The organism is Actinacidiphila yanglinensis (assembly GCF_900107965.1).
GTDB classification, from domain to species: domain Bacteria; phylum Actinomycetota; class Actinomycetes; order Streptomycetales; family Streptomycetaceae; genus Actinacidiphila; species Actinacidiphila yanglinensis.
Window position 1 is genome coordinate 127,435 of sequence record NZ_FNVU01000011.1, and the last position, 18,890, is coordinate 146,324.

At 72.8% G+C, this 18,890-nt stretch carries 14 protein-coding genes, 2 tRNA genes and 1 pseudogene; 7 read left to right on the forward strand and 10 right to left on the reverse strand.

Features of this window, described 5'->3' with window-relative positions:
• Nucleotides 1-284 precede the first annotated feature (284 nt).
• Complete coding sequence (locus C4U44_RS43285) at nt 285-1,517, reverse strand: PP2C family protein-serine/threonine phosphatase (RefSeq protein ID WP_146088328.1); 1,233 nt, start codon at nt 1,515-1,517, stop codon at nt 285-287.
• A gap of 348 nt (nt 1,518-1,865) precedes the next feature.
• Between C4U44_RS43285 and C4U44_RS24565 the strand changes: the two genes are divergently transcribed.
• Entirely contained in the window at nt 1,866-3,287 is a 1,422-nt protein-coding gene (locus C4U44_RS24565) for a M1 family metallopeptidase (protein ID WP_103888165.1), read from the forward strand.
• Between the two features lie 139 nt (nt 3,288-3,426).
• Entirely contained in the window at nt 3,427-4,245 is an 819-nt protein-coding gene (locus tag C4U44_RS24570; RefSeq protein ID WP_103888290.1) for a pentapeptide repeat-containing protein, read from the forward strand.
• Nucleotides 4,246-4,344: 99 nt separating this feature from the next.
• Here C4U44_RS24570 and C4U44_RS24575 read toward each other — a convergent pair.
• Both C4U44_RS24575 and C4U44_RS24580 read right to left on the reverse strand, forming a co-directional pair.
• A tRNA-Lys gene (locus C4U44_RS24575) sits at nt 4,345-4,418 on the reverse strand.
• Between the two features lie 46 nt (nt 4,419-4,464).
• Nucleotides 4,465-5,223 (reverse strand): IclR family transcriptional regulator, encoded by a 759-nt coding sequence (locus C4U44_RS24580; RefSeq protein WP_235032333.1) that lies wholly within the window; start codon nt 5,221-5,223, stop codon nt 4,465-4,467.
• A gap of 386 nt (nt 5,224-5,609) precedes the next feature.
• Here C4U44_RS24580 and C4U44_RS24585 point away from each other — a divergent pair, with 386 nt between their 5' ends.
• From C4U44_RS24585 to C4U44_RS24595, 3 genes are all read left to right on the forward strand, one after another.
• Nucleotides 5,610-6,734, forward strand: a complete 1,125-nt coding sequence (locus tag C4U44_RS24585) for an LLM class flavin-dependent oxidoreductase (protein ID WP_235032317.1) — start codon at nt 5,610-5,612, stop codon at nt 6,732-6,734.
• Nucleotides 6,735-7,044: 310 nt separating this feature from the next.
• Nucleotides 7,045-8,919 carry a glycosyl hydrolase family 18 protein gene (locus C4U44_RS24590; RefSeq protein ID WP_103888167.1) on the forward strand — a complete coding sequence of 625 codons (1,875 nt, stop codon included), beginning with the start codon at nt 7,045-7,047 and terminating at the stop codon, nt 8,917-8,919.
• A gap of 112 nt (nt 8,920-9,031) precedes the next feature.
• Nucleotides 9,032-9,475: a hypothetical protein gene (locus tag C4U44_RS24595; protein ID WP_146088329.1), complete on the forward strand. Its 444-nt coding sequence runs from the start codon at nt 9,032-9,034 to the stop codon at nt 9,473-9,475.
• A gap of 83 nt (nt 9,476-9,558) precedes the next feature.
• Here C4U44_RS24595 and C4U44_RS24600 read toward each other — a convergent pair whose 3' ends face one another.
• Both C4U44_RS24600 and C4U44_RS24605 read right to left on the reverse strand, forming a co-directional pair.
• Nucleotides 9,559-10,470 (reverse strand): hypothetical protein, encoded by a 912-nt coding sequence (locus C4U44_RS24600; protein ID WP_103888169.1) that lies wholly within the window; start codon nt 10,468-10,470, stop codon nt 9,559-9,561.
• Between the two features lie 270 nt (nt 10,471-10,740).
• The gene (locus C4U44_RS24605; protein WP_103888170.1) at nt 10,741-12,549 is read right to left on the reverse strand and encodes a putative bifunctional diguanylate cyclase/phosphodiesterase; all 1,809 of its coding nucleotides are present in this window, start codon (nt 12,547-12,549) and stop codon (nt 10,741-10,743) included.
• A gap of 358 nt (nt 12,550-12,907) precedes the next feature.
• On the opposite strand from C4U44_RS24605, the gene C4U44_RS24610 reads away from it, so the two are divergent.
• Nucleotides 12,908-14,236 carry a M6 family metalloprotease domain-containing protein gene (locus C4U44_RS24610; protein ID WP_407642881.1) on the forward strand — a complete coding sequence of 443 codons (1,329 nt, stop codon included), beginning with the start codon at nt 12,908-12,910 and terminating at the stop codon, nt 14,234-14,236.
• Between the two features lie 4 nt (nt 14,237-14,240).
• The gene (locus C4U44_RS24615; protein WP_235032318.1) at nt 14,241-15,530 is read left to right on the forward strand and encodes a M6 family metalloprotease domain-containing protein; all 1,290 of its coding nucleotides are present in this window, start codon (nt 14,241-14,243) and stop codon (nt 15,528-15,530) included.
• A 120-nt stretch (nt 15,531-15,650) separates the two neighbouring features.
• Here C4U44_RS24615 and C4U44_RS24620 read toward each other — a convergent pair whose 3' ends face one another.
• From C4U44_RS24620 to C4U44_RS24640, 5 genes and pseudogenes are all read right to left on the reverse strand, one after another.
• Nucleotides 15,651-16,079: an OsmC family peroxiredoxin gene (locus C4U44_RS24620; RefSeq protein WP_103888171.1), complete on the reverse strand. Its 429-nt coding sequence runs from the start codon at nt 16,077-16,079 to the stop codon at nt 15,651-15,653.
• Between the two features lie 191 nt (nt 16,080-16,270).
• Nucleotides 16,271-16,344 (reverse strand) — tRNA-Lys (locus tag C4U44_RS24625).
• Nucleotides 16,335-17,006 (reverse strand): annotated as a pseudogene (locus C4U44_RS24630) (bifunctional DNA primase/polymerase). The gene C4U44_RS24625 and the pseudogene C4U44_RS24630 overlap by 10 nt, the downstream one beginning before the upstream one ends.
• 105 nt (nt 17,007-17,111) lie before the next feature.
• Entirely contained in the window at nt 17,112-17,474 is a 363-nt protein-coding gene (locus C4U44_RS24635; protein WP_103888173.1) for a hypothetical protein, read from the reverse strand.
• 80 nt (nt 17,475-17,554) lie between these two features.
• Nucleotides 17,555-18,835: an AAA family ATPase gene (locus tag C4U44_RS24640; protein WP_235032334.1), complete on the reverse strand. Its 1,281-nt coding sequence runs from the start codon at nt 18,833-18,835 to the stop codon at nt 17,555-17,557.
• Nucleotides 18,836-18,890 lie beyond the last annotated feature (55 nt).

Genomic DNA, 18,890 nt, shown 5'->3' on the forward strand with positions numbered 1-18,890 from the left:
TCTCCGCGGAGGAACCCGCACAACCTCGGGGGTGGCTACCTTCTTTTCGCGGGGGGAGCCGCACAATCCAGGGGCGCGGGGAACTGCGCGAACAACCACGGCGGACCGTAAGGTCCCTCCACCGGCAGGACGGGGCACCTCCCTGGGCTGGACCTTCTTTTCGCGGAGGGAGCCGCGCAAACCAGGGGCGCGGGGAACTGCGCGAACAACCACGGCGGACCGTAAGGTCCCTCCACCGGCAGGACGGGGCACCCTGGGGGGTCCGGGGCACCCTGGTGGCACCCTCAGGGGTCCGGGGGATGCATAGGGAGCGGGCGGGGGACGGGGGCGAGGAGGAGCAGGACGACGTCGTCGGAGAGCGACCCGCCGGCATGGCGCAGCAGATCCGCGTAGACCCGCTCGACCGCGCCGTCGAGATCGTGCCCGCAGCCGGCGACGAGGGGCCCGACCCGCTCGGACAGCGGGTAGAACGTGTTGTCGTGCGGGCTGCGAGCCTCGATCACGCCGTCGGTGCACAGCACGAGGACGTCCCCGGGCAGCAGCTCGACCCGCCAGGACGCGGGCCCGCTCGCGACGACCGGCGCGGGGGAGGGGTCGGTGGAGGGCTCGGTGCGTGCCGCACCCGGGAGCACGGTGGCGCCCGCTCCCGCGGGCGGGGGCTCCGGGGAGGGGATCATGTCGGCGAGCCCCAGCGGCACCCAGGGGTCGACCGGTTCGAGCGTCTCCACGGAGCCGTCGCGCGAGACCCGCAGCGGCGCCACGTGCCCGTAGTGCAGCAGCTCGACGCTGCCCGGCTTGTCGAACTGCGCGAAGAGCGCGGTGATGAAGTCCCCGGTGTCGACGTGCCGGGCCACGCTCGTGTCGACCCGCGCGGCGACCGTGTCGAGCCCGCCCTCGTCGAACGCCGCCTCGCGGAACGCGCCGAGCACCACCGCCGAGGTCTGCACGGCGGCCAGCCCCTTGCCGCGGACGTCGCCGATGAGGGCGCGCACGCCGTGCGGGGTCTCCAGGACGGCATAGAGGTCGCCGCCGATCTGGGCCGCGTCGGCGGCCGAGACGTACCGCACCGCGAGCCGTACCGCGCCGACGCGGGGCGCGGGCGGGTGCATCAGGGCATGCTGGGCGGCCTCGGCGACGGACGCGATCGCGGTGAACGCCTTCGCGCCGGTCTCCCGGCGCCAGGCGATGTAGATACTGAAGAGGCTGACCAGGGCGTAGGCGAACAGCTGCCCGAACAGGACGTCGTGGTCGGGGATGTCGGTGACCCCGTCGTACGGCGTGAGCGCCGCTTGGACGGCGGCGCCGAGCAGGCTGACGAAGAGTGTGCGCTGCCAGCTGACGGTGATCGCGGCGAGCGGCGGTGCCACCACGATGCCGGGCGTCAGGAAGTGGTCGCGGCCCGCGATGATGTCGGCGAGCACCACCAGGACGATGGCCGTCAGCGGCAGGGACAGGCCCATGCGGGAGAGGTAGTCGCTCTCCAACCGCTGTACGGCTCGAACCCAGGCGTTCTTCACATGGTGTACCTATCTGGCCTTCCCGGCCGCGTCAGCCGCGCGCCTCCCCGTCACCAGGCGGCCGAATGCACGGACCCGGCCTGGCAGCAGAGGAAACGCTCCGAACAGCTCCAACGTTCCCCGATTCACCCGCACGTGCAACCTGATGCTGGGCGCTACCCCGCGAGGGCCGGCCGCCAAACCTTCCCGGGCCGCCGAATTCCGGCTCGGGCGTCCGCATGCCGCGGTGCATGAAAGTTCTGCGACATCAGGGCGAGTTGGGGTGGTCGTGACACCGGAGGGCTCCCTAGGGTCGGCGTGTACCTGCCACCCTGGCCGGTCGACTTCCCTCGCGCTGGAGGACTCCCCGTGCGTCTTCGACTGATCGCGTCCACCGCTGTCGTCACCGCCTTCGGACTGCTGGCGATCCCGGCATCCGCGGCGAGTGCGGGTCCGGGTGCCCCGGGCATCGGCGACCCGTACTACCCCACTTACGGCAACGGCGGCTACGACGTCTCGCACTACGCCCTGGATCTCGGCTACCAGCCCGCCACCGACACCCTGACCGGCACCACCACCATCACCGCGACCGCGACGCAGGGCCTGACCAGCTTCGACCTGGACTTCGCGCTCGACGTCAGCAAGGTCACCGTCAACGGCCGGGCGGCCCGCTTCGCCACCAGCGGGGAGCAGGAGCTGGTGATCACCCCGGACCGGCCGATCGCCAAGGGCGGCCGGCTCAGCGTCGCCGTCACCTACTCCGGGGTGCCCTCGAAGGTCCAGCGCTACGGCTTCACCTCCTGGATGCGCACGCCCGACGGGGGCGTCGCCGCCAACGAGCCCGAGTCCGCGTGGTGGTGGTTCCCCAGCAACGACCACCCCGCCGACAAGGCCACCTACGACGTGAACGTCCGCGTGCCCGCGGGCGACCAGGCGATCAGCAACGGCATCCTGGTCTCCCAGCGCACCAGGGACGGCTGGACCGGCTACCACTGGCGCGAGGACAAGCCCCAGGCCACCTACCTCGCCACCCTCGCCGTCGGGCACTTCGACGTGACCCACTCCCGCACCGCTACCGGCGTGCCCGTACTCAACGCCTACAGCCCCGACCTCGACCCGACCACCGCGGCCAACGCCCGCGCCAGCGTCGAGCGCACCGGCGAGATCGTCGACTTCCTCAGCGGCTACTTCGGCCCCTACCCGTTCGCGTCCGCGGGCGGCTACGTCCCGAACGTCACCGCCGGCTTCGCGCTGGAGACGCAGACCCGGGTCTTCTACAGCCCCAAGTTCTTCACCAAGGGCCCCGACACCTCCGTGGTCGCCCACGAACTGGCTCACCAGTGGTACGGCGACAGCGTCTCCCTGGACCGCTGGTCGGACATCTGGCTCAACGAGGGCTTCGCCGGCTACGCCGAATGGCTGTGGGCCCAGCACGAGGGCACCGGCACCCCGCAGCAGCTCGCCCAGCAGGTCTACGACGCCCACCCGGCCGACGACGCGTTCTGGACCGTCGAACCCGGTGACCCGGGCGCCGCGAACCAGTTCGACGACGCCGTCTACGACCGGGGCGCCGTCGCCATCCAGGCGCTGCGCGACACCATCGGCGACACCGCCTTCCTGCGGCTGCTCAAGTCCTGGCCGACCCAGCACCGCTACGGCAACGGCACCATCGCCGAGTTCGAGGCCCTCGCCGAGCGGCTCTCGGGCAAGGACCTGGGCGACTTCTTCACCACCTGGCTCTACACCAAGGCCAAGCCCGCCTCCTTCCCCGCCGGCCCGGCCGCGCGCTGACCTGCCCGGCGCGGGCCGACCCCGCGCCGTACGGCACCATGGACCGCGGGCGGGGTCTGTCCCCGCCCGCGGGCAGGGCGGTGCGGTGGCGGTGGGGCGCCGCGGCCGCCGGCGCGGCGAGGCGGGCGAGGGGTGCGGTGTGAGCGCGGTGGAGACGGGCCCCGGGCTGCGGGCGGACTGCGGGAAGTGCTTCGGGCTGTGCTGCGTGGCGCTGGCCTTCGCCCGGTCCGCGGACTTCGCGGTCGACAAGGACTCCGGCGAGCCGTGCCGCAACCTGACCGACGGGCACCGCTGCGGCATCCACTCCCGGCTGCGCGCCGACGGCTACCGGGGCTGCACCGTCTACGACTGCTTCGGCGCGGGCCAGCAGGTCTCCCAGGTCACCTTCGGCGGCCGGGACTGGCGCGGCGACCCGGACGGCGGCCGGGCGATGTTCGACGCGTTGCCCCGGATGCGCCAGCTGCACGAGCTGCTCGCCTACCTCACCGAGGTCCGCGACCGGCCGGCCGCCGCCGAGCTGCACCCCGCGGCCGACCGGGAACTGGCCCGGGTCCGGGCGCTGACCGGGCTCGGCGCGCCGGAACTGGCCGCCCTCGACCTCGACGCGGAGCGGGCCGCCGTCAACCCGCTGCTGCTGCGGGCGAGCGAGCTGATCCGGGCCCAGGCACCCGGCAGGCGGCGGGCCGGGCGGCGCGGCGCCGACCTGCTGGGGGCCCGGCTGCGCGGCGCCGACCTGCGGGGCACCGACTTCCGCGGCGCCTGCCTGATCGGGGCCGACCTGCGCGGGGCGGATCTGCGACTGGCCGACCTGATCGGCGCGGACCTGCGGGACGCGGACCTGCGCGGCGCGGACCTGACCGGCGCGGTCTTCCTCACCCAGTCCCAGGTGAACGCGGCCCGCGGCGACGCCGGCACCCGCGTCGCGCCGGGCCTGGACCGCCCCGCGCACTGGGCCTGAGGGCCCCGAGGGCAACGTGATGGGGCACCCCGATGAGGGCACCTCGATCAGGGCAAGGAAAAAGCCCCCCGCTTCCGCGGAGGGCCTTCGTCCTTCAGGTGCGCCGCCAGGGACTCGAACCCCGGACCCGCTGATTAAGAGTCAGCTGCTCTAACCAACTGAGCTAGCGGCGCCTGCTGACGTGGGAGATCGTACCGCATGACCGGGGCGCGAAAAAAATCAGATGCTCATACTGAGCAGCACCGGGGCGGCGCGCTCGTGCAGCGTGTCCACGGCCGGGCGCAGCCGGTGCGCCTGGGCGTAGGGCATCGACAGCGCGAGGCAGGCCACGGTGCTGCCGATGGTGACCGGGATCGCGGCGCAGACGGTGCCGACCGCGTACTCCTGCAGGTCGAGGGTGGGGACGCTGGCGGGCTGCCGCTCCAGCTTGGTGAGCAGCACCCGGTCGTCGATCTCGGTGCGGGAGGTGAGCCGGGCCGGGCGGTGCCGGGACAGGTGCTCGCGGCGCCCGTTGTGGTCGAGCTGGGAGAGCAGGCACTTGCCGACCGCGCTGGCGTGGGCGGCCGAGCGGAAGTCCACCCACTCGTTGACCTTCGGCGCGTTGGGGCCGTCGGCGAAGTCGATGATCCGCACCTCGCCGTCGTCGTACCGGCTGAAGTAGACCGCGGCGCCGACCTCGTCGCGCAGCTGGATCAGGATCTCCTTGAGCTTCTCGGCGAGTGCGAGGTCGCGGTTGGCCGCGCCGAGGAGTACCAGGGACTCGCCGACCACGTAGCCGCCACCCGGCAGGAAGCCGAGATAACGCTCGCGACGCAGCATCGAGAGCAATTGGCCGAGATAACTCATGGGCACGCCGACTTCGCGGGCGAGTTGCTCGGCGGAGATGCCGTCACGGTGCGTGTTGACGGATTCCAGTACGCGGAGTGCGTACTGGACCGCGTACACGGCCGGTCCGGCCTGTCGGTGTTCCAGCGCCACGGTGACCCCCTGCAAGGTAAGACCGTCTGCGTCCCCGGGCTCCGCCGCTGGTCGTGGGGCAGCGTCGAGGCTGACCCGCGAGGGAACCGCCACCCACGATAGCCCCAATGGCCTTTCCGGCAGAGGCGGTTGAATGGGATTCCAAGCCTCCGCAGGCGTATATGCAGGAAGGGGGCACGGTGGCATATGACTGGGTCATTGCCCTCTTTGCGGCGATCTGCAAGTGCTGTTCTGCCGGGGGCTCACGGAGGCGGGAATAAGGCCGGCGCGCGCTCCGGTTGCACCCCTTGCGGGCGTCCGTCGCCCGGCACGGCACCCGGCTCGGTGGGCGAGGTCCTCCCACCCCGCGCGGGGCGCGACGATCGAGGACCGAGGAGGCGCCCGCAGTGCCTGACGTAAGCCTGCCCGACCAGGGACACGGTATCCGCGGAACGCTCCGCGGGAATGCACCGGTACCGCTGTCCGTACTGGATCTGGCCACCGTCGGCAGCGGCTTCACCGCCACCGACGCGCTGCGCACCAGCGTGGAGATCGCCCGGATCGCCGAGACCCGCGGGTACCACCGGATGTGGGTCGCCGAGCACCACTCGATGCCCGGTGTGGCCAGCTCGTCGCCCGCCGTGATCCTCGCCCACCTCGCCGCCCACACCGGCACCCTGCGGCTCGGCTCCGGCGGGGTGATGCTGCCCAATCACGCGCCGCTGGTGATCGCCGAGCAGTTCGGCACCCTGGAGGCGCTGGCCCCCGGCCGGATCGACCTGGGCCTGGGCCGCGCGCCGGGCACCGACGGTGCGACCGCCGCCGCGCTGCGCCGTACCGACACCCTCAACGAGGGTGCCGACGACTTCCCGCGCCAGCTCGCCGAACTCACCCGCTTCCTTGACGACGAGTTCCCCGACGGCCACCGCTACGCCTCGATCCACGCGATCCCCGGCCCGGTGCAGGGCAGCGCGCCCGGCGGGGTGCAGTCCCCGGCCCGGCCGAGCGTGTGGCTGCTCGGGTCGTCCGGCTTCAGCGCGCAGTTGGCCGGAATGCTCGGGTTGCCGTTCTCCTTCGCGCACCACTTCTCGGCCGCGAACACGGTGCCCGCGCTCGCCCTCTACCGCGAGTCGTTCCGCCCCTCCGACGTGCTCGACCGCCCCTACGCGTCGATCGGCGTGGCCGCGCTGGCCGCCGACGACCCGGAGGAGGCCCGCCGCCAGGTGCTCACCGGCGCGCTGAGCATGCTCCGGCTGCGCACCGGCCGCCCCGGCCTGGTGCCGACCCCCGACGAGGCGGCGGCGTACGCGTTCAGCCCCATCGAGCGGGACTTCGTCGACTCCTGGCTCGGGAACGTGATCTACGGCGACCCGGCGACCGTCCGGACCGGGCTCGACGATCTGGTCCGCCGCACCGGCGCCGACGAGCTGGTGATCACCGCCAACGCGCACACCCCCTCCGCCCGGCTGCGCTCGTACGAACTGATCGCGGACGCCTACGACTTCCCGAAGGACGTCGCCGCCGCCTCCTGAACGCGTCGGCGCCGGTTACGCCCTGGTTACCCGCCGGTCGGTGGTCCGGCCGGCCGCCGGCCGCCGGCCCCTGCTTAAGGGCGTCTTAACGCCCCCGCAAAGCCGCTCGTCATCGCCGCGGACGAGCGGCTTCGCCCTGTCCGCCCGGCGGCCCGCCGCGCCCCGCCACCGCCAGATTGGTCTAGTCCAAGTCTGGTTCAGACCATTGACGTGCACTTGACCAAGGGTTAACCATTCTGGTCGCCCCCTGTTGTTCCTCCTTCTCCCCCCGGAGGTACTTGTGCAAGCCAGGTCAAGGAAGAGAACGTTCGTGGCCGCGGCCACGAGCGCCGCCGTCGGACTGGGGCTGTTCACCGCCCTCTTCGGCGGTATCGGCACCGCGCAGGCCGACTCCAGCGGCAGTGCCGCCAAGGCCGCGGCTGCCGCTCAGCCCGCGGCGGCGACCGCCTCCAGCGGCGGGGTCAAGATCGCGTACTACGACCAGTGGAGCGTCTACGGCAACGCCTTCTACCCCAAGAACCTGGACACCGAAGGCATCGCCGGCAAGCTCGACATCCTCAACTACTCGTTCGAGAACATCGATCCGAACAACCTCACGTGCTTCGAGGCGACCAAGGCGTCGGACTCCACGAACGAGCAGGACCCGAACGCGGGCGACGGCGCGGGCGACGCGTTCGCCGACTACCAGAAGTCCTTCGGCGCCGACATCAGCGTCAACGGCACCGCCGACGTCTACAACCAGCCGATCGTGGGCAACTTCAACCAGCTCAAGGAGCTGAAGGCGAAGTACCCGAACCTGAAGATCATCGCCTCGCTCGGCGGGTGGACGTACTCCAAGTACTTCTCCGACGCCGCCGCGACCGACGCCGGCCGCAAGAAGCTGGTCAGCTCCTGCATCGACATGTTCATCAAGGGCAACCTCCCGGTGCAGGGCGGCTACGGCGGCACCGGCAGCGCGGCCGGGATCTTCGACGGCTTCGACATCGACTGGGAGTACCCCGGCTCGCCCAACGGCCACGTCGGCAACCACTACAGCGCGAACGACAAGGCCAACTTCACCAAGCTGCTGGCCGAGTTCCGCACCGAGCTGGACGCCTACGGGGCGGCCAACGGCGGCAAGCACATGCTGCTCACCGCGGCGCTGCCGTCCGGCCAGGACAAGATCTCCACCATCGAGACCGACAAGATCGGGCAGTACCTCGACTACGCGAACGTCATGACGTACGACATGCACGGCGCGTTCGAGACCACCGGCCCGACCAACGTCCAGGACCCGGTCTACCAGTCGCCGAACGACCCCTCCGCGGCGATCCCGCCCGGCACCGAGAAGTACAGCACCGACAACGCCATCAAGGCCTGGACCCAGGGCGATGCGGCCTACGGGATCCCAGGGGGCATGCCGGCCAGCAAGATCACCATGGGCTATCCGCTGTACTACAGAGGCTGGACCGGAGTGGCGGCGGGCAGTAACCACGGTCTCTACCAGCCGGCGACCGGACCCGCCGCGGCCCGCAGTATCAGCGCGGTCCCGGGTGTGGCGTACTACAAGGAACTGAGCGGCATCGTCGACAACGCCTCGGACACCTTCTACGACCCGCAGTCGCAGGCGAACTACTTCTACAACGGCACCGAGTTCTGGACCGGCCTCGGCGCCCAGGAGATCCAGTCCAAGGCGGACTACGCGCACTGCAACGGGCTCGGCGGCTCGATGATGTACTCGCTGCTCGACCTCGATCCGGGGACGACGCTCTTCAACAAGATCATCACCGCGACCAACGGATCGGCATCCAGCTGCTCCGGCGGCACCACCGGCGGCACCACGTCCGGGACGTCCAGCGGCACCTCGTCGGGCACCACGGCCGGCACCACCACCGGGACGACCTCCGGCACGAGCACCGGCACGACCTCCGGGACCACGGCCGGCACCACCTCGGGCACCACGTCCGGGACGACCTCCGGGACGACCTCCGGCACGTCGACCGGTACGTCCACCGGCAGTTCGTCCGGCACCACGGGCGGCACCGGCGGCTGCACGCTCCCGTCCTGGAGCTCCTCGGCCATCTACGTCGGCGGCAACCAGGTCTCGTGGAACGGCCACAACTGGCAGGCCAAGTGGTGGACCACCAACGAGGAGCCCGGCACCACCGGCGAATGGGGTGTGTGGCAGGACCTCGGCGCCTGCTGACCCCTCCCGACCCCCCACACCGGGCGCGCCCTCGCGCGCGCCCGCCCTCCGGGGCCCGCGTCCTTACTCCCCCCGAGGACGCGGGCCCCGACCCCTCGCTATCTTCGGGGCCGTGAAGAGATATGTGATCCACGGACGGGAGGGCCTGGATCTGGGCCCGGCGCCGGGCCCGATCGCCTTCGGACAGCGGCGCGCCGAGGTCACGGCCCTGCTCGGCGACGACCCGGCGGTCTTCCGTATGGAGGGCAGGCTGCGGGACTACTTCCACCGCTGGTCCCTGAACCTCTCCTACGACGACGCGGAGCGGCTGGAGTTCGTCGCGGTGGAACTCGGTCCCGAAGTGCATTACCGCGGGGTCCCGTTGCTCGGACCGCCCTACGAGGACGTGCACGCCGAGCTGACCGCGCTCGGCCTGCACGGGGTCGAGGGCAAGGCCGGAATCGCCTTCAACGACCTCGGCTTCGCGGTCCTCGGCGCCCCGGACGACCCCCTGGTCCACACCTGGGGCGTCGAGATCTACCCGCCCGGCACGGAACTCGACCTCGACGACTACTGAGCGGGAGCGGTCGCGCGCGGCAGCAGGCCGCCGGACGCGGGGGTTGGTCCGCGCCGGCGGCCTGCCGGTGAGGGTTCCGCGGGTCAGCCGATGCAGCCGGGGACCGCGGTCGGGCTGGTGAGGCAGTTGTTCGGGGTGTTCGCGGCGACGCGGCTGATGCGCAGGTTCACCGTGCCGCCGTTGTTGTAGACCCCGCCGGGGTTCGTCCCGCCGGCCGTGTTGTTGGTGATGTTGCTCACGTTGACGGTGGAGGTCCCGCCGCTGACGCCGGGCACGCCGTTGGCGAGGCCGGCGCCGGGGCCGTTCGGGGTGGTGTTGTTGGTGAGGTTGCTGGCGTTGAGGGTCAGCGTCCCGATGTTGGCGATGCCGCCGCCCGCGTTGCCGGCCGTGTTCCCGCTGACCTGGGTGGCGTTGAGCACGAGCGTTCCGTCGTTGACCAGGCCGCCGCCGTTGTTCGCGGCGGTGTTGGCCGAGACGGTGCTCGCGGTGAACTGGGCCTGGGAGCCGTTGAACACGCTGACGCCGCCACCGTAGTTGGCGCTGTTGCCGCGGATCACGCTGGCGGTGACGGTCAGGCTGCCGTTGCCGGTGACGACGACCCCGCCGCCGGCCCCGGGCTGGACGGAACTGCCCGTCGCGTTGCCGTTGGTGAGAACGGCCGAACGCAGCGTCAGGTTGCCGCCGTCGACGGTGAGGATGCGGAACGTCCCGGACGTCCGGGTGAGGGTCGCACCGTTGCCGTTGACGACGACCGGCGAGGTGACGGCGGGGAGTTCGGCCGTCAGCCCGTAGGTGCAGCCGGGCGCCAGGTTGAGGGTGTCGCTCCCGGGGGTTCCGTTGGCCGTGTTGATGGCGGCCCGCAGAGCGGCCTCGCTGCATCCCACGGGAAGCGTCGCCGCGGAGGCCGAGGTGGCCAGTGCCGTCGAGGCGAGCGTGAGCGCTCCTCCTATGCACAGCACCTGGGCGGTCCGGACGAGGGACAGTCGGGTGAGCATGTCACTCCTTCTGCAGTGGTGTCCGCCGCGAACCGCCCCTCGGGTGAACGGCCGCCGGGCGCCGCGGTCGGAAGGTCGGGCAAGAGGTCCCCGCCCGGCTGCCGGGTGTCGCGGCGGGTGGCCCGATTTACGCCTGGTGGGCGTGCGGGATGCGTCTGCTGGCCGAACGCCGGGCGGCCGGGGGCGACGCCGGCGGTGCGGGCCGTGCCGCCGGGTGGCGCGCAGCCGACCGGGTGGCGGAGCCGGCCGCGAAGCAGGGACAGCGACGGGTCAGTTGAGGAGCCGGGAGATGCTCGCGGCGGCGACCGGGCGGGAGTAGTGCCAGCCCTGGCCGGTGTCGCAGCCGATCCGGCGGAGGCGGTCGGCCTGGTCGGCGTTCTCGACGCACTCCGCCGTGACGGTGAGGCCGAGGCGGTGGGCGAGGTCCACCAGGGCCTCGACGATGGTCTCGTCGGCCGGGTTGGGGTGTTCGGCCGAGCGGAAGCCCTGCACGAAGGAGCCGTCGAGCTTGAGGGCGGAGACGGGCAGGCGGCTCATGTACGCGAGGTTGGAGTAGCCGGTGCCGAAGTCGTCGATGGCGATGCGCACCCCCATCTCGTGCAGCGCGTGCAGGGCCTGGAGGGGGCGGCCGGCGCTGCCCATGACGGCCGACTCGGTGAGTTCGAGCTGGAGCAGGTGCGGCGGGAGGCCGGTTTCGTCGAGGATCGCGGCGACGTCGGCGACCAGGTCGGAGTCCCACACCTGGCGGACCGCCACGTTGACGCTCACCACCAGGGGGGTGCCCGGCCGCTCCTCCTGCCAGGCGCGGGCCTGCCGGCAGGACTCGGCGAGTACCCAGCGGCCCAGCTGCACGATCGAACCGTCCTCCTCGGCCAGCCCGATGAAGCGGTTGGGCGCGAGCCGCCCGAAGTGCGGGTGCTCCCAGCGGACCAGGGCCTCCACGCCGCGCAGGTCGCCGGTGTCGAGGGCGACCAGCGGCTGGTAGTCCAGCACGAACTCGCCGCGCTCGACGGCCTGCCGCAGCGTGCTGGACAGGGACTGGCGGGTCATCCGGTGCTCGTTGCGCTCCGGGTCGAAGAGCGTCCAGCGGCCCTTGCCGTCGTCCTTCGCCCAGTACAGCGTGGTGTCGGCGGCCTGCATCAGGCCGGTGGGTGAGGTGCCCTGGGCCTCCCGCTCGACCACGCCGATGCTCGCCGAGACCGCCAGACGCTGCCCGGCCACCTCGAACGGCCGCTGGAACGACGCCAGTACGGCCTCGGCGAGCTCGGTGGCCTGACCGGTGCCGGTGGAGTCCCGCAGCAGCAGCGCGAACTCGTCGCCGCCCAGCCGCGCGGTGAGGTGCCCGCCGGGCCCGGCGCAGGTCAGCAGCCGGCCGGCCACCGCGGCGAGCAGCTCGTCGCCGACGCGGTGCCCGAGGGTGTCGTTGATCGCCTTGAAGCCGTCGAGGTCCAGGTAGCACAGCCCGATCCGGCCGGTGCCGCGCTCGGGGGCGCGCTCGCACGCCTCGGCCAGCCGCTCGAAGAACAGCGCCCGGTTGGGCAGTCGCGTCACCGGGTCGTGCATCCGCAGGTGCCGCAACTCGCGGCGCAGGGCGTCGCGTTCGCCGACGTCCTCGACGGTCAGCAGCAGCGGGCGGGTGTCGGTGCGGGCGAGGGTGAGTTCGGCCCGCAGTTCGGTGCCGTCCGCCCGGGTGAGATGGCGGGTGCAGCGCAGCCGGCGCCGCCGCCCGGTGACGACCGCGTCGAAGGCGGCGTCGGTGTGCGGGTCACGCGCCGATCCGAGCAGCAGGCGCGCGTCGCTCGCCACCATGCGCTCCAGGGGGGTGCCCAGCAGCCGTGCGAGCGCGGCGTTGGCCGCCAGCACGGTGCCGTCGGGGCCGAGCAGCGCCATCCCCGTCCGGGCGACCGCGAAGGCGGCGCGGTAGTCGGCGGGTTCCGCCCCGCGGTGGCCGCCCGGTTCCGCCGCATGGTGCTCGCCCGGCTCCGCGGCATACGAGGAACGGCCCATCCGATCACTGCGCGTGATGGTCGCTGCCGTGCTGTCGGGCTCGACGCCGGGGCCGCCCGCGGGTCCGCCCATGGACTGCTCCCTGTTCGCACTTCCGTCACTGGCGATCATATGGGCTGGCGGAGTTGGCGATCCAGCGCCGCCCTGGTGATTTCCCGCACGCGTGCCGGTCCGGTGACCGCTTCTGCGCGTTCCGGTCGAGCAACTGATCGCCCTCCGCACACCATGACGCTCGGTAGTCACCCGAAGGGGTTCGCCGCGGCGACTCGCCCGAGGGGTGCGAGCGGGTGCCGCGCGCCGGGTCGCACCGCCACGCGCCCGCGCCGATCCGGCGCAACCCGCACGGAGCAGCCGAAACCGACAAAGCGCCACAATTCATAGCAATGTGGTGAGGGTCCCGGACGGAAAACCGAACCTCGCGGAGGTCGTTGTGCGGCTGCGCCGGTCAGACCTCGCGCCGGACGAGCCGGCGGGCGGTACCCCCGGAACGGGTACCGCCCCCCGGCCGTCCGGCGCGGGCCGCCGGGCCCTGCGCGCGTTCGCGGCCGCGGCGGCGGGCTTCGCCGCCCTGGTCGCGTGGACCCTGATGACCGGACCGGCCGCGGGCGCGGCGGCCGGCAGCGCGTGCCTGCTGCCGCGCGCCGCCGTGCACCACTCCGAGGGCGTCGACGGCTGGGACGGCGCCTACGCCCGGCCCAGCGGGGACGTCAAGGCGCTGATGGTCTTCCTGTCCTTCCCGGGCTCCACCCCCGAGTTGACCCCCGCGCAGGTCGCCGCCGACCACTACCCGGCCACCGGCCGGTTCTGGGAGACCGCCTCGTACGGGAAGTTCCGGCTGCACCTGCACGCCGAGAGCACATGGCTGCGGATGCCGCACCCGGCCACCGACTACCTGATCAGCCGTAACTGGGACGCCGCCGACCGCGCCGCCTACCTGCGCGACGCCCTCGCCACCGCCGACCCGACGGTGGACTTCGCGGGGTACGACGTGATCTACCTCGTCGCCGACCCCGACGCGCCCGGCGTCGACTCCGACGCCACCAAGGTGGTCAACCTCGCCGCACCCATGACCGTCGACGGCAACCCGATCCGCCGCATGGTGACCGTCTTCGAGCACCACCCGCCGGACCGCAACGTGCTCGCCCACGAGACCGGGCACGTCTTCGACCTGCCCGACCTGTACTACCAGCCGCCGCCCGGCAGCAGCGCGGACTGGGACACCCATGTGGGTGACTGGGACCTGATGGGCAGCCAGTTCGGACTGGCCCCCGACCCCTTCGCCTGGCACAAGTGGCGGCTGGGCTGGCTCGGCGCGGACCAGGTCGGCTGCATCACCGGCATCGGCACCACCTATCACGACCTCAGCCCCGACGAGACCCCCGGCGGCACGAAGCTCCTGGTGGTGCGCACCGGTCCGGACAGCGCGCTGGCCATCGAGGCCCGCACCCGTACCGGCAACGACCGCACGGCCTGCCGCGAGGGCGTCCTCCTCTACACGGTGCGGTCCGACCGCGAGTCGGGCGACGGGCCCATCGACGTGATCGACGGCCATCCCGGGCACTCCGCGTGCGGCGCCACCTCCGTCTACCCGGCACTGGCCGACGCGCCGCTGGGCGTCGGCGAGTCGTACGCGGTGCCCGACGGCAGCACCCAGGTCACCGTCACCGGCCGGCAGAGCGACGGCACCTGGTCGGTCCGGGTCTCCGAGGTGGCCACGCACGCCACCGACCAGGACGCCGACACCGGCGCGGCGGGCTGACCCGATGGCCAGTCCGGACCGTCCGACCGACCGCCACACCCCCGCCCGGCGCCGCAGACGCTCGCGCCCCGGTATACGCGCGGCCGCCCTCGCCGTCTGCGGCCTGCTCGCGGTCGGCTCCACGGTGATCGCCGAGCCGGAGCTGATCGGCTCGCACGGTGGTTCGCCGCCCGCGGACCGCCCCTGCGCGCTGCGCGCCAAGGACGGTGTCGCCATGTCGGAGGGCTTCCCCGCGCACCCGTACCACGGCACCGGCGAGGAGTTCGCGCCGTCCACCGGCAAGGTACGCGCGCTCACCCTGCTGATCGACTTCCCCGACGCCAAGGCGCCCTACAGTGCCCGCGAGCGCTACGCGGAGTTCTTCCCGGCGGTCAAGCAGTGGTACGCCAGCGCCTCCTACGGCCGGCTCGACTACGAGTCCACCCCGGTGCTGCGCTGGATACGCATGCCGCGGCCGTTCTCCGCCTACGGGATAGGCCGCGGCTACGGCTGGGACGCGCACACCGAGATGATGCGCGACCTGCTGAAGGTCGCCGACAAGAGCATCGACTTCCACGGCTACGACCTGGTCAACATCCTGGTCACCCCCAACGCCGGGCCGCCCGCCGACGAGGCGGTGCTCTCGGTGACCTGGACCGGCGCCTCGGCCGCCACCACCGACGACGGCACCCACCTGGACAAGGTCTCCCTGATATACGGCCACGACCAGTCCGGGTTCCGGGTCCTGGCCCACGAGAACGGCCACGCGCTCGGCCTGCCCGACCTCTACGACGCCGAGGACTTCGAGCGCACCGACCGGCTCGCCGGGCAGTGGGACACGATGTCCCTGGACTGGGGGCTCCAGGGCGACATGCTGGCCTGGCACAAGTGGAAGCTCGGCTGGATCGACGACCGCCAGATAGCCTGCGTGACCAAGTCGGGCAGCCGGACGTACCTGTTGCGGCCGATCGAGGTGCCCGGCGGCGGCAAGGCCGTGATCGTCCCCTTCGGCGACGACACCGCGTACGTCCTGGAACTGCGCGAGCCGCTGGGCAACGACAAGGACGCCTGCCGCAAGGGGATCCTCGCCTACCGGGTGCGCACCGACGTCGACTCGGGGAAGGGCCCGGTCACCGTCGAGGACTCCCATCCGGCCACCGGGGCCTGCGACTTCAGCAGCGCGTCCTTCAACTCGCTGAACGACGCGCCCTTCACCCCGGGCGAGGGGTGGAACGACACCGCGGACGGCTTCGCCTTCAAGGTGCTGGCACCGGACGCGGCGGGCGACTGGCGGGTGCGGGTCACCCGCCGCTGAACCGCGCCGATCAGGGGACCTGATCAGAGGCACCGGTCGCCGGAGCCGGCCGGCGCGAGCCGACCACGTCGAGCCGACCGGTTCCGGGCGGATCGACGTGGACGGCTCGGGAGCGCGGGATCAGGCGAGCAGTTCGGCCTCGAGGGTGATGTTCACACCCGCGAGCGCCTTGCTGACCGGGCAGTTCGCCTTCGCGTCCTGCGCGGCGGCCTCGAACGCCTCGGCGGAGATGCCCGGCACGCGGGCCTTCACCGCGAGGGTGATCCCGGTGATGCCCTCACCCGGCTGGAAGGTGACGTTCGCCACGGTCTGGACGGTCTCGGGCGGGGTGCCCGCACCGGCCAGCCCGTGCGAGAGCGCCATCGAGTAGCAGGAGGAGTGAGCCGCGGCGATCAGCTCCTCGGGGCTGGTCTTGCCGTTCGCGGCCTCCGCGCGCGACGGCCACGACACCTCGTACTGGCCGACGCCCGAGGTGTCCAGCGAGACCGTCCCGGCGCCGCCCATGAGCGGGCCCTTCCACTGGGTCGTCGCGGTGCGAGTGGTTGCCATCGTGAAGCCTCCAAGAGTACGTACCGGCAGGCGGCTCGCGCCGCCGTCAGAACGCTACCTCGCGCCGGGTGCACCGCGGGCGCAGGGCCGCGCCCGGGACCCGTACGCGGGCCCCGCCGGACGCCCGCGGCGGCGCGTCCCCGGCAACGACGAAGGCCCCCCGCTTCCGCGGAGGGCCTTCGTCCTTCAGGTGCGCCGCCAGGGACTCGAACCCCGGACCCGCTGATTAAGAGTCAGCTGCTCTAACCAACTGAGCTAGCGGCGCCTGCTGACGTCGTAGACATTAGCACCCGCTCCAGCGCGGTGCGAAATCGATAAACCTCAGGCCGTCCCGGGTGTCCTGACCAGCGGCGGAGCCATGGACAGCGGCTTCGCCCCGACCTGCCGCGCCGCGCGGACGGAGGCCCACAGCAGCACGTCGGCGCCGGGCAGCCAGGGGGTCCGGGTGTCCGGCGCGACCACCCAGCGGGAGCGGCCCGTCTCGGGGTGCGGTGCGTCCCCGCCGGCCGGCCCGCAGTCGTAGAGCGGCGGCACGGTGACCGTGTCGCCCTTGCCGTGCAGGAGCAGTGGCGGGACCCGGCGGCCCCACTCCTCCCACGCCAGCAGGGAGGGCAGCCGCTGGGCGGTGCCGGGTGCCGCGAGCACAAGCACCCGGCCGCGGTGCACGGCGGCCGGGCCGCTGCCCGGGCCCGCGGCCCACAGCTGCTCCAGCACCCGGCGCCCGAGCAGCAGCGGCAGGCTGACCACGTCGAAGACGGTGCCGCACGGCAGCACGCTCGGCGCGGACGGGCGGGCCGCCCACAGTGCCTGCACGCTGCGCGGGAAGGCGCTGGCGGAGGCGAGCCACGCGGCGCCCGCCGAGGTGACGTACGAGCTGTGCTGCTGACGCTCGATCTCATCCATGGCAACTACATCTACGCGGCGCATGGTTGCCCCCCGGGAGGATTCGGCGAATCGGGGACAGCCGCGGCGGGGCGGAGTACCGTGCCCCGGCCGCGACCCCCACCTGTCACCGGGGACGTGGAGGAGGCGCTAGGGGGTGGTGCCGCTGTTCCTGATCAGGCCCTCGCCGTACTCGACCATCTTCTTCGCGTAGTCCTCGGTCCATCCGGCCCGCTCGGCGAGCTGCGCGGACGTCAGCCGGTCGAAACGGCGCGGATCGGCGAGCTGGGCCGCCGCCATCGCCTGGAAGTCCGTGGCCCGGTCGGCCGCCGCGCGGAACGCCAGCGCCAGTTCGGTGGCCCGCTCCAGCAGCTCCCGCGGGTCGTCCATCGATTCCAGGTCGAAGAACCGGTCCGCACCCTCTTCCGGCGCCGTCCCCGGCTCGAAGAGCAGCGGAGTGGGTCGTCGGGGCCGCTCCCCGCCCGGCCGGCGCGCCTCCGGCGGCTGGCTCATGCCCTACCTCCCGTATCTCGGCAACCCTTCCATTGTCCCGCACCCGCAGGCCGGTGGTGCCGGGTGGTGCCGTACGCGCGTCAGGGGCGCCAGACGGTGCGGTGCTCGGCCAGGTGCGCCAGGACGGAGTGGTTGGCCTCCCAGCCGTCGGGGAACTTGACGGTGACGCCCAGCCGCACCGGCTCGGACGAGGGGTGCTCGTCCAGGAGGTCGGCGACCCCGGCACGGCAGACGACGAGGCAGGCGTGCCGGTGCCTTGAGGTGAGCACGCACAGCCGCCCGGTCTCCAGGTGGAAGGCGGTGGCGTCGGGGCGTCCGGACAACGGGTGGAGCACGACGGTGACGTCGAACTCGCGTCCCTGCAGCCGGTTGGCGGTGTCGACGGCCACCCCGGCGACACCGAGCGTGGAGAGCGCGGCACGGACCGCGGCGGCCTGGTCGCGGTGGGCGGTACCGACGGCGATGCGCTCGGCGGTGAGCGGCGCGGGGTCGGGGTCGGGAGCGGAGTAGGTGAGGCCGCCGCGGTCGAGCAGGCGCCGGACGAGCAGGGCGACCGCCCGGACCGCCTCGGGATCGGTGCGGGGGGTGTGCCGGGCGGGCAGCTCCAGCAGGCCCCAGCCGCTCTCCGCGGCCTCGTCCAGCGCGCGGTCCAGGCCGCCGCCGTCGCCGCGCACCCCGAAGCCGAGCCGCCGGTCGCCGGGGCCGGTGCCGCTGCGGAACGGCGTGTACGGGTAGAACGCCCGCGACACCAGCGGGGCGGCGGAGGCGGGCAGCCGCCAGGAGACCGGCAGCCGGTGCTGCGGCAGGCCCGGGTTGTGCGCGAGGAGCGTCACCACGGCGCTCGCCGACGGGTCCCAGCTCAGCCCGGCCCACTGGTCCGCGCCCACCACGCTGAACGGGTCCAGCTGGCCGGGATCGCCGACGAACAGGGCGCGTTCGAAGAGCCCGGCGACCTGGAGCAGCGCGTCCGAGCGCATCTGGTACGCCTCGTCCACGATGGCGTGCCGCCACGGCTCGGTGTCCTTGACGTACGCCCACTTCGCCGCGGTCGCGATCACCACCGCGCGGTCGCGCAGCTCGGCGACCGAGGTGGACTTCGCCAGGGAGCGGTGCCGGTCCAGGGCCGGGTCGGGCGGCGAGTCGGTGCCGTGCAGCCGCCCCACCGGCAGCTCGGGGTCGGCCGTGGCGAGGCGGTCGGCGAGGTCGTCGACCTGGGCGTTGGTCTGCGCGACGATCATCAGCGACTCGCCCGCCGCGGCCAGTTCGCGCGCCGCGCGCACCACCAGCGTCGACTTGCCCGCACCCGGCGGCGAGTCCACGACGACACCCCGGGCGGTGCCGTGCAGGGTGCTCCGCAGGATCGCCGAGGTCGCCTCGGCGGCAGCCCGGCCCGGGTCGAACGGCTCGTGCGGTACG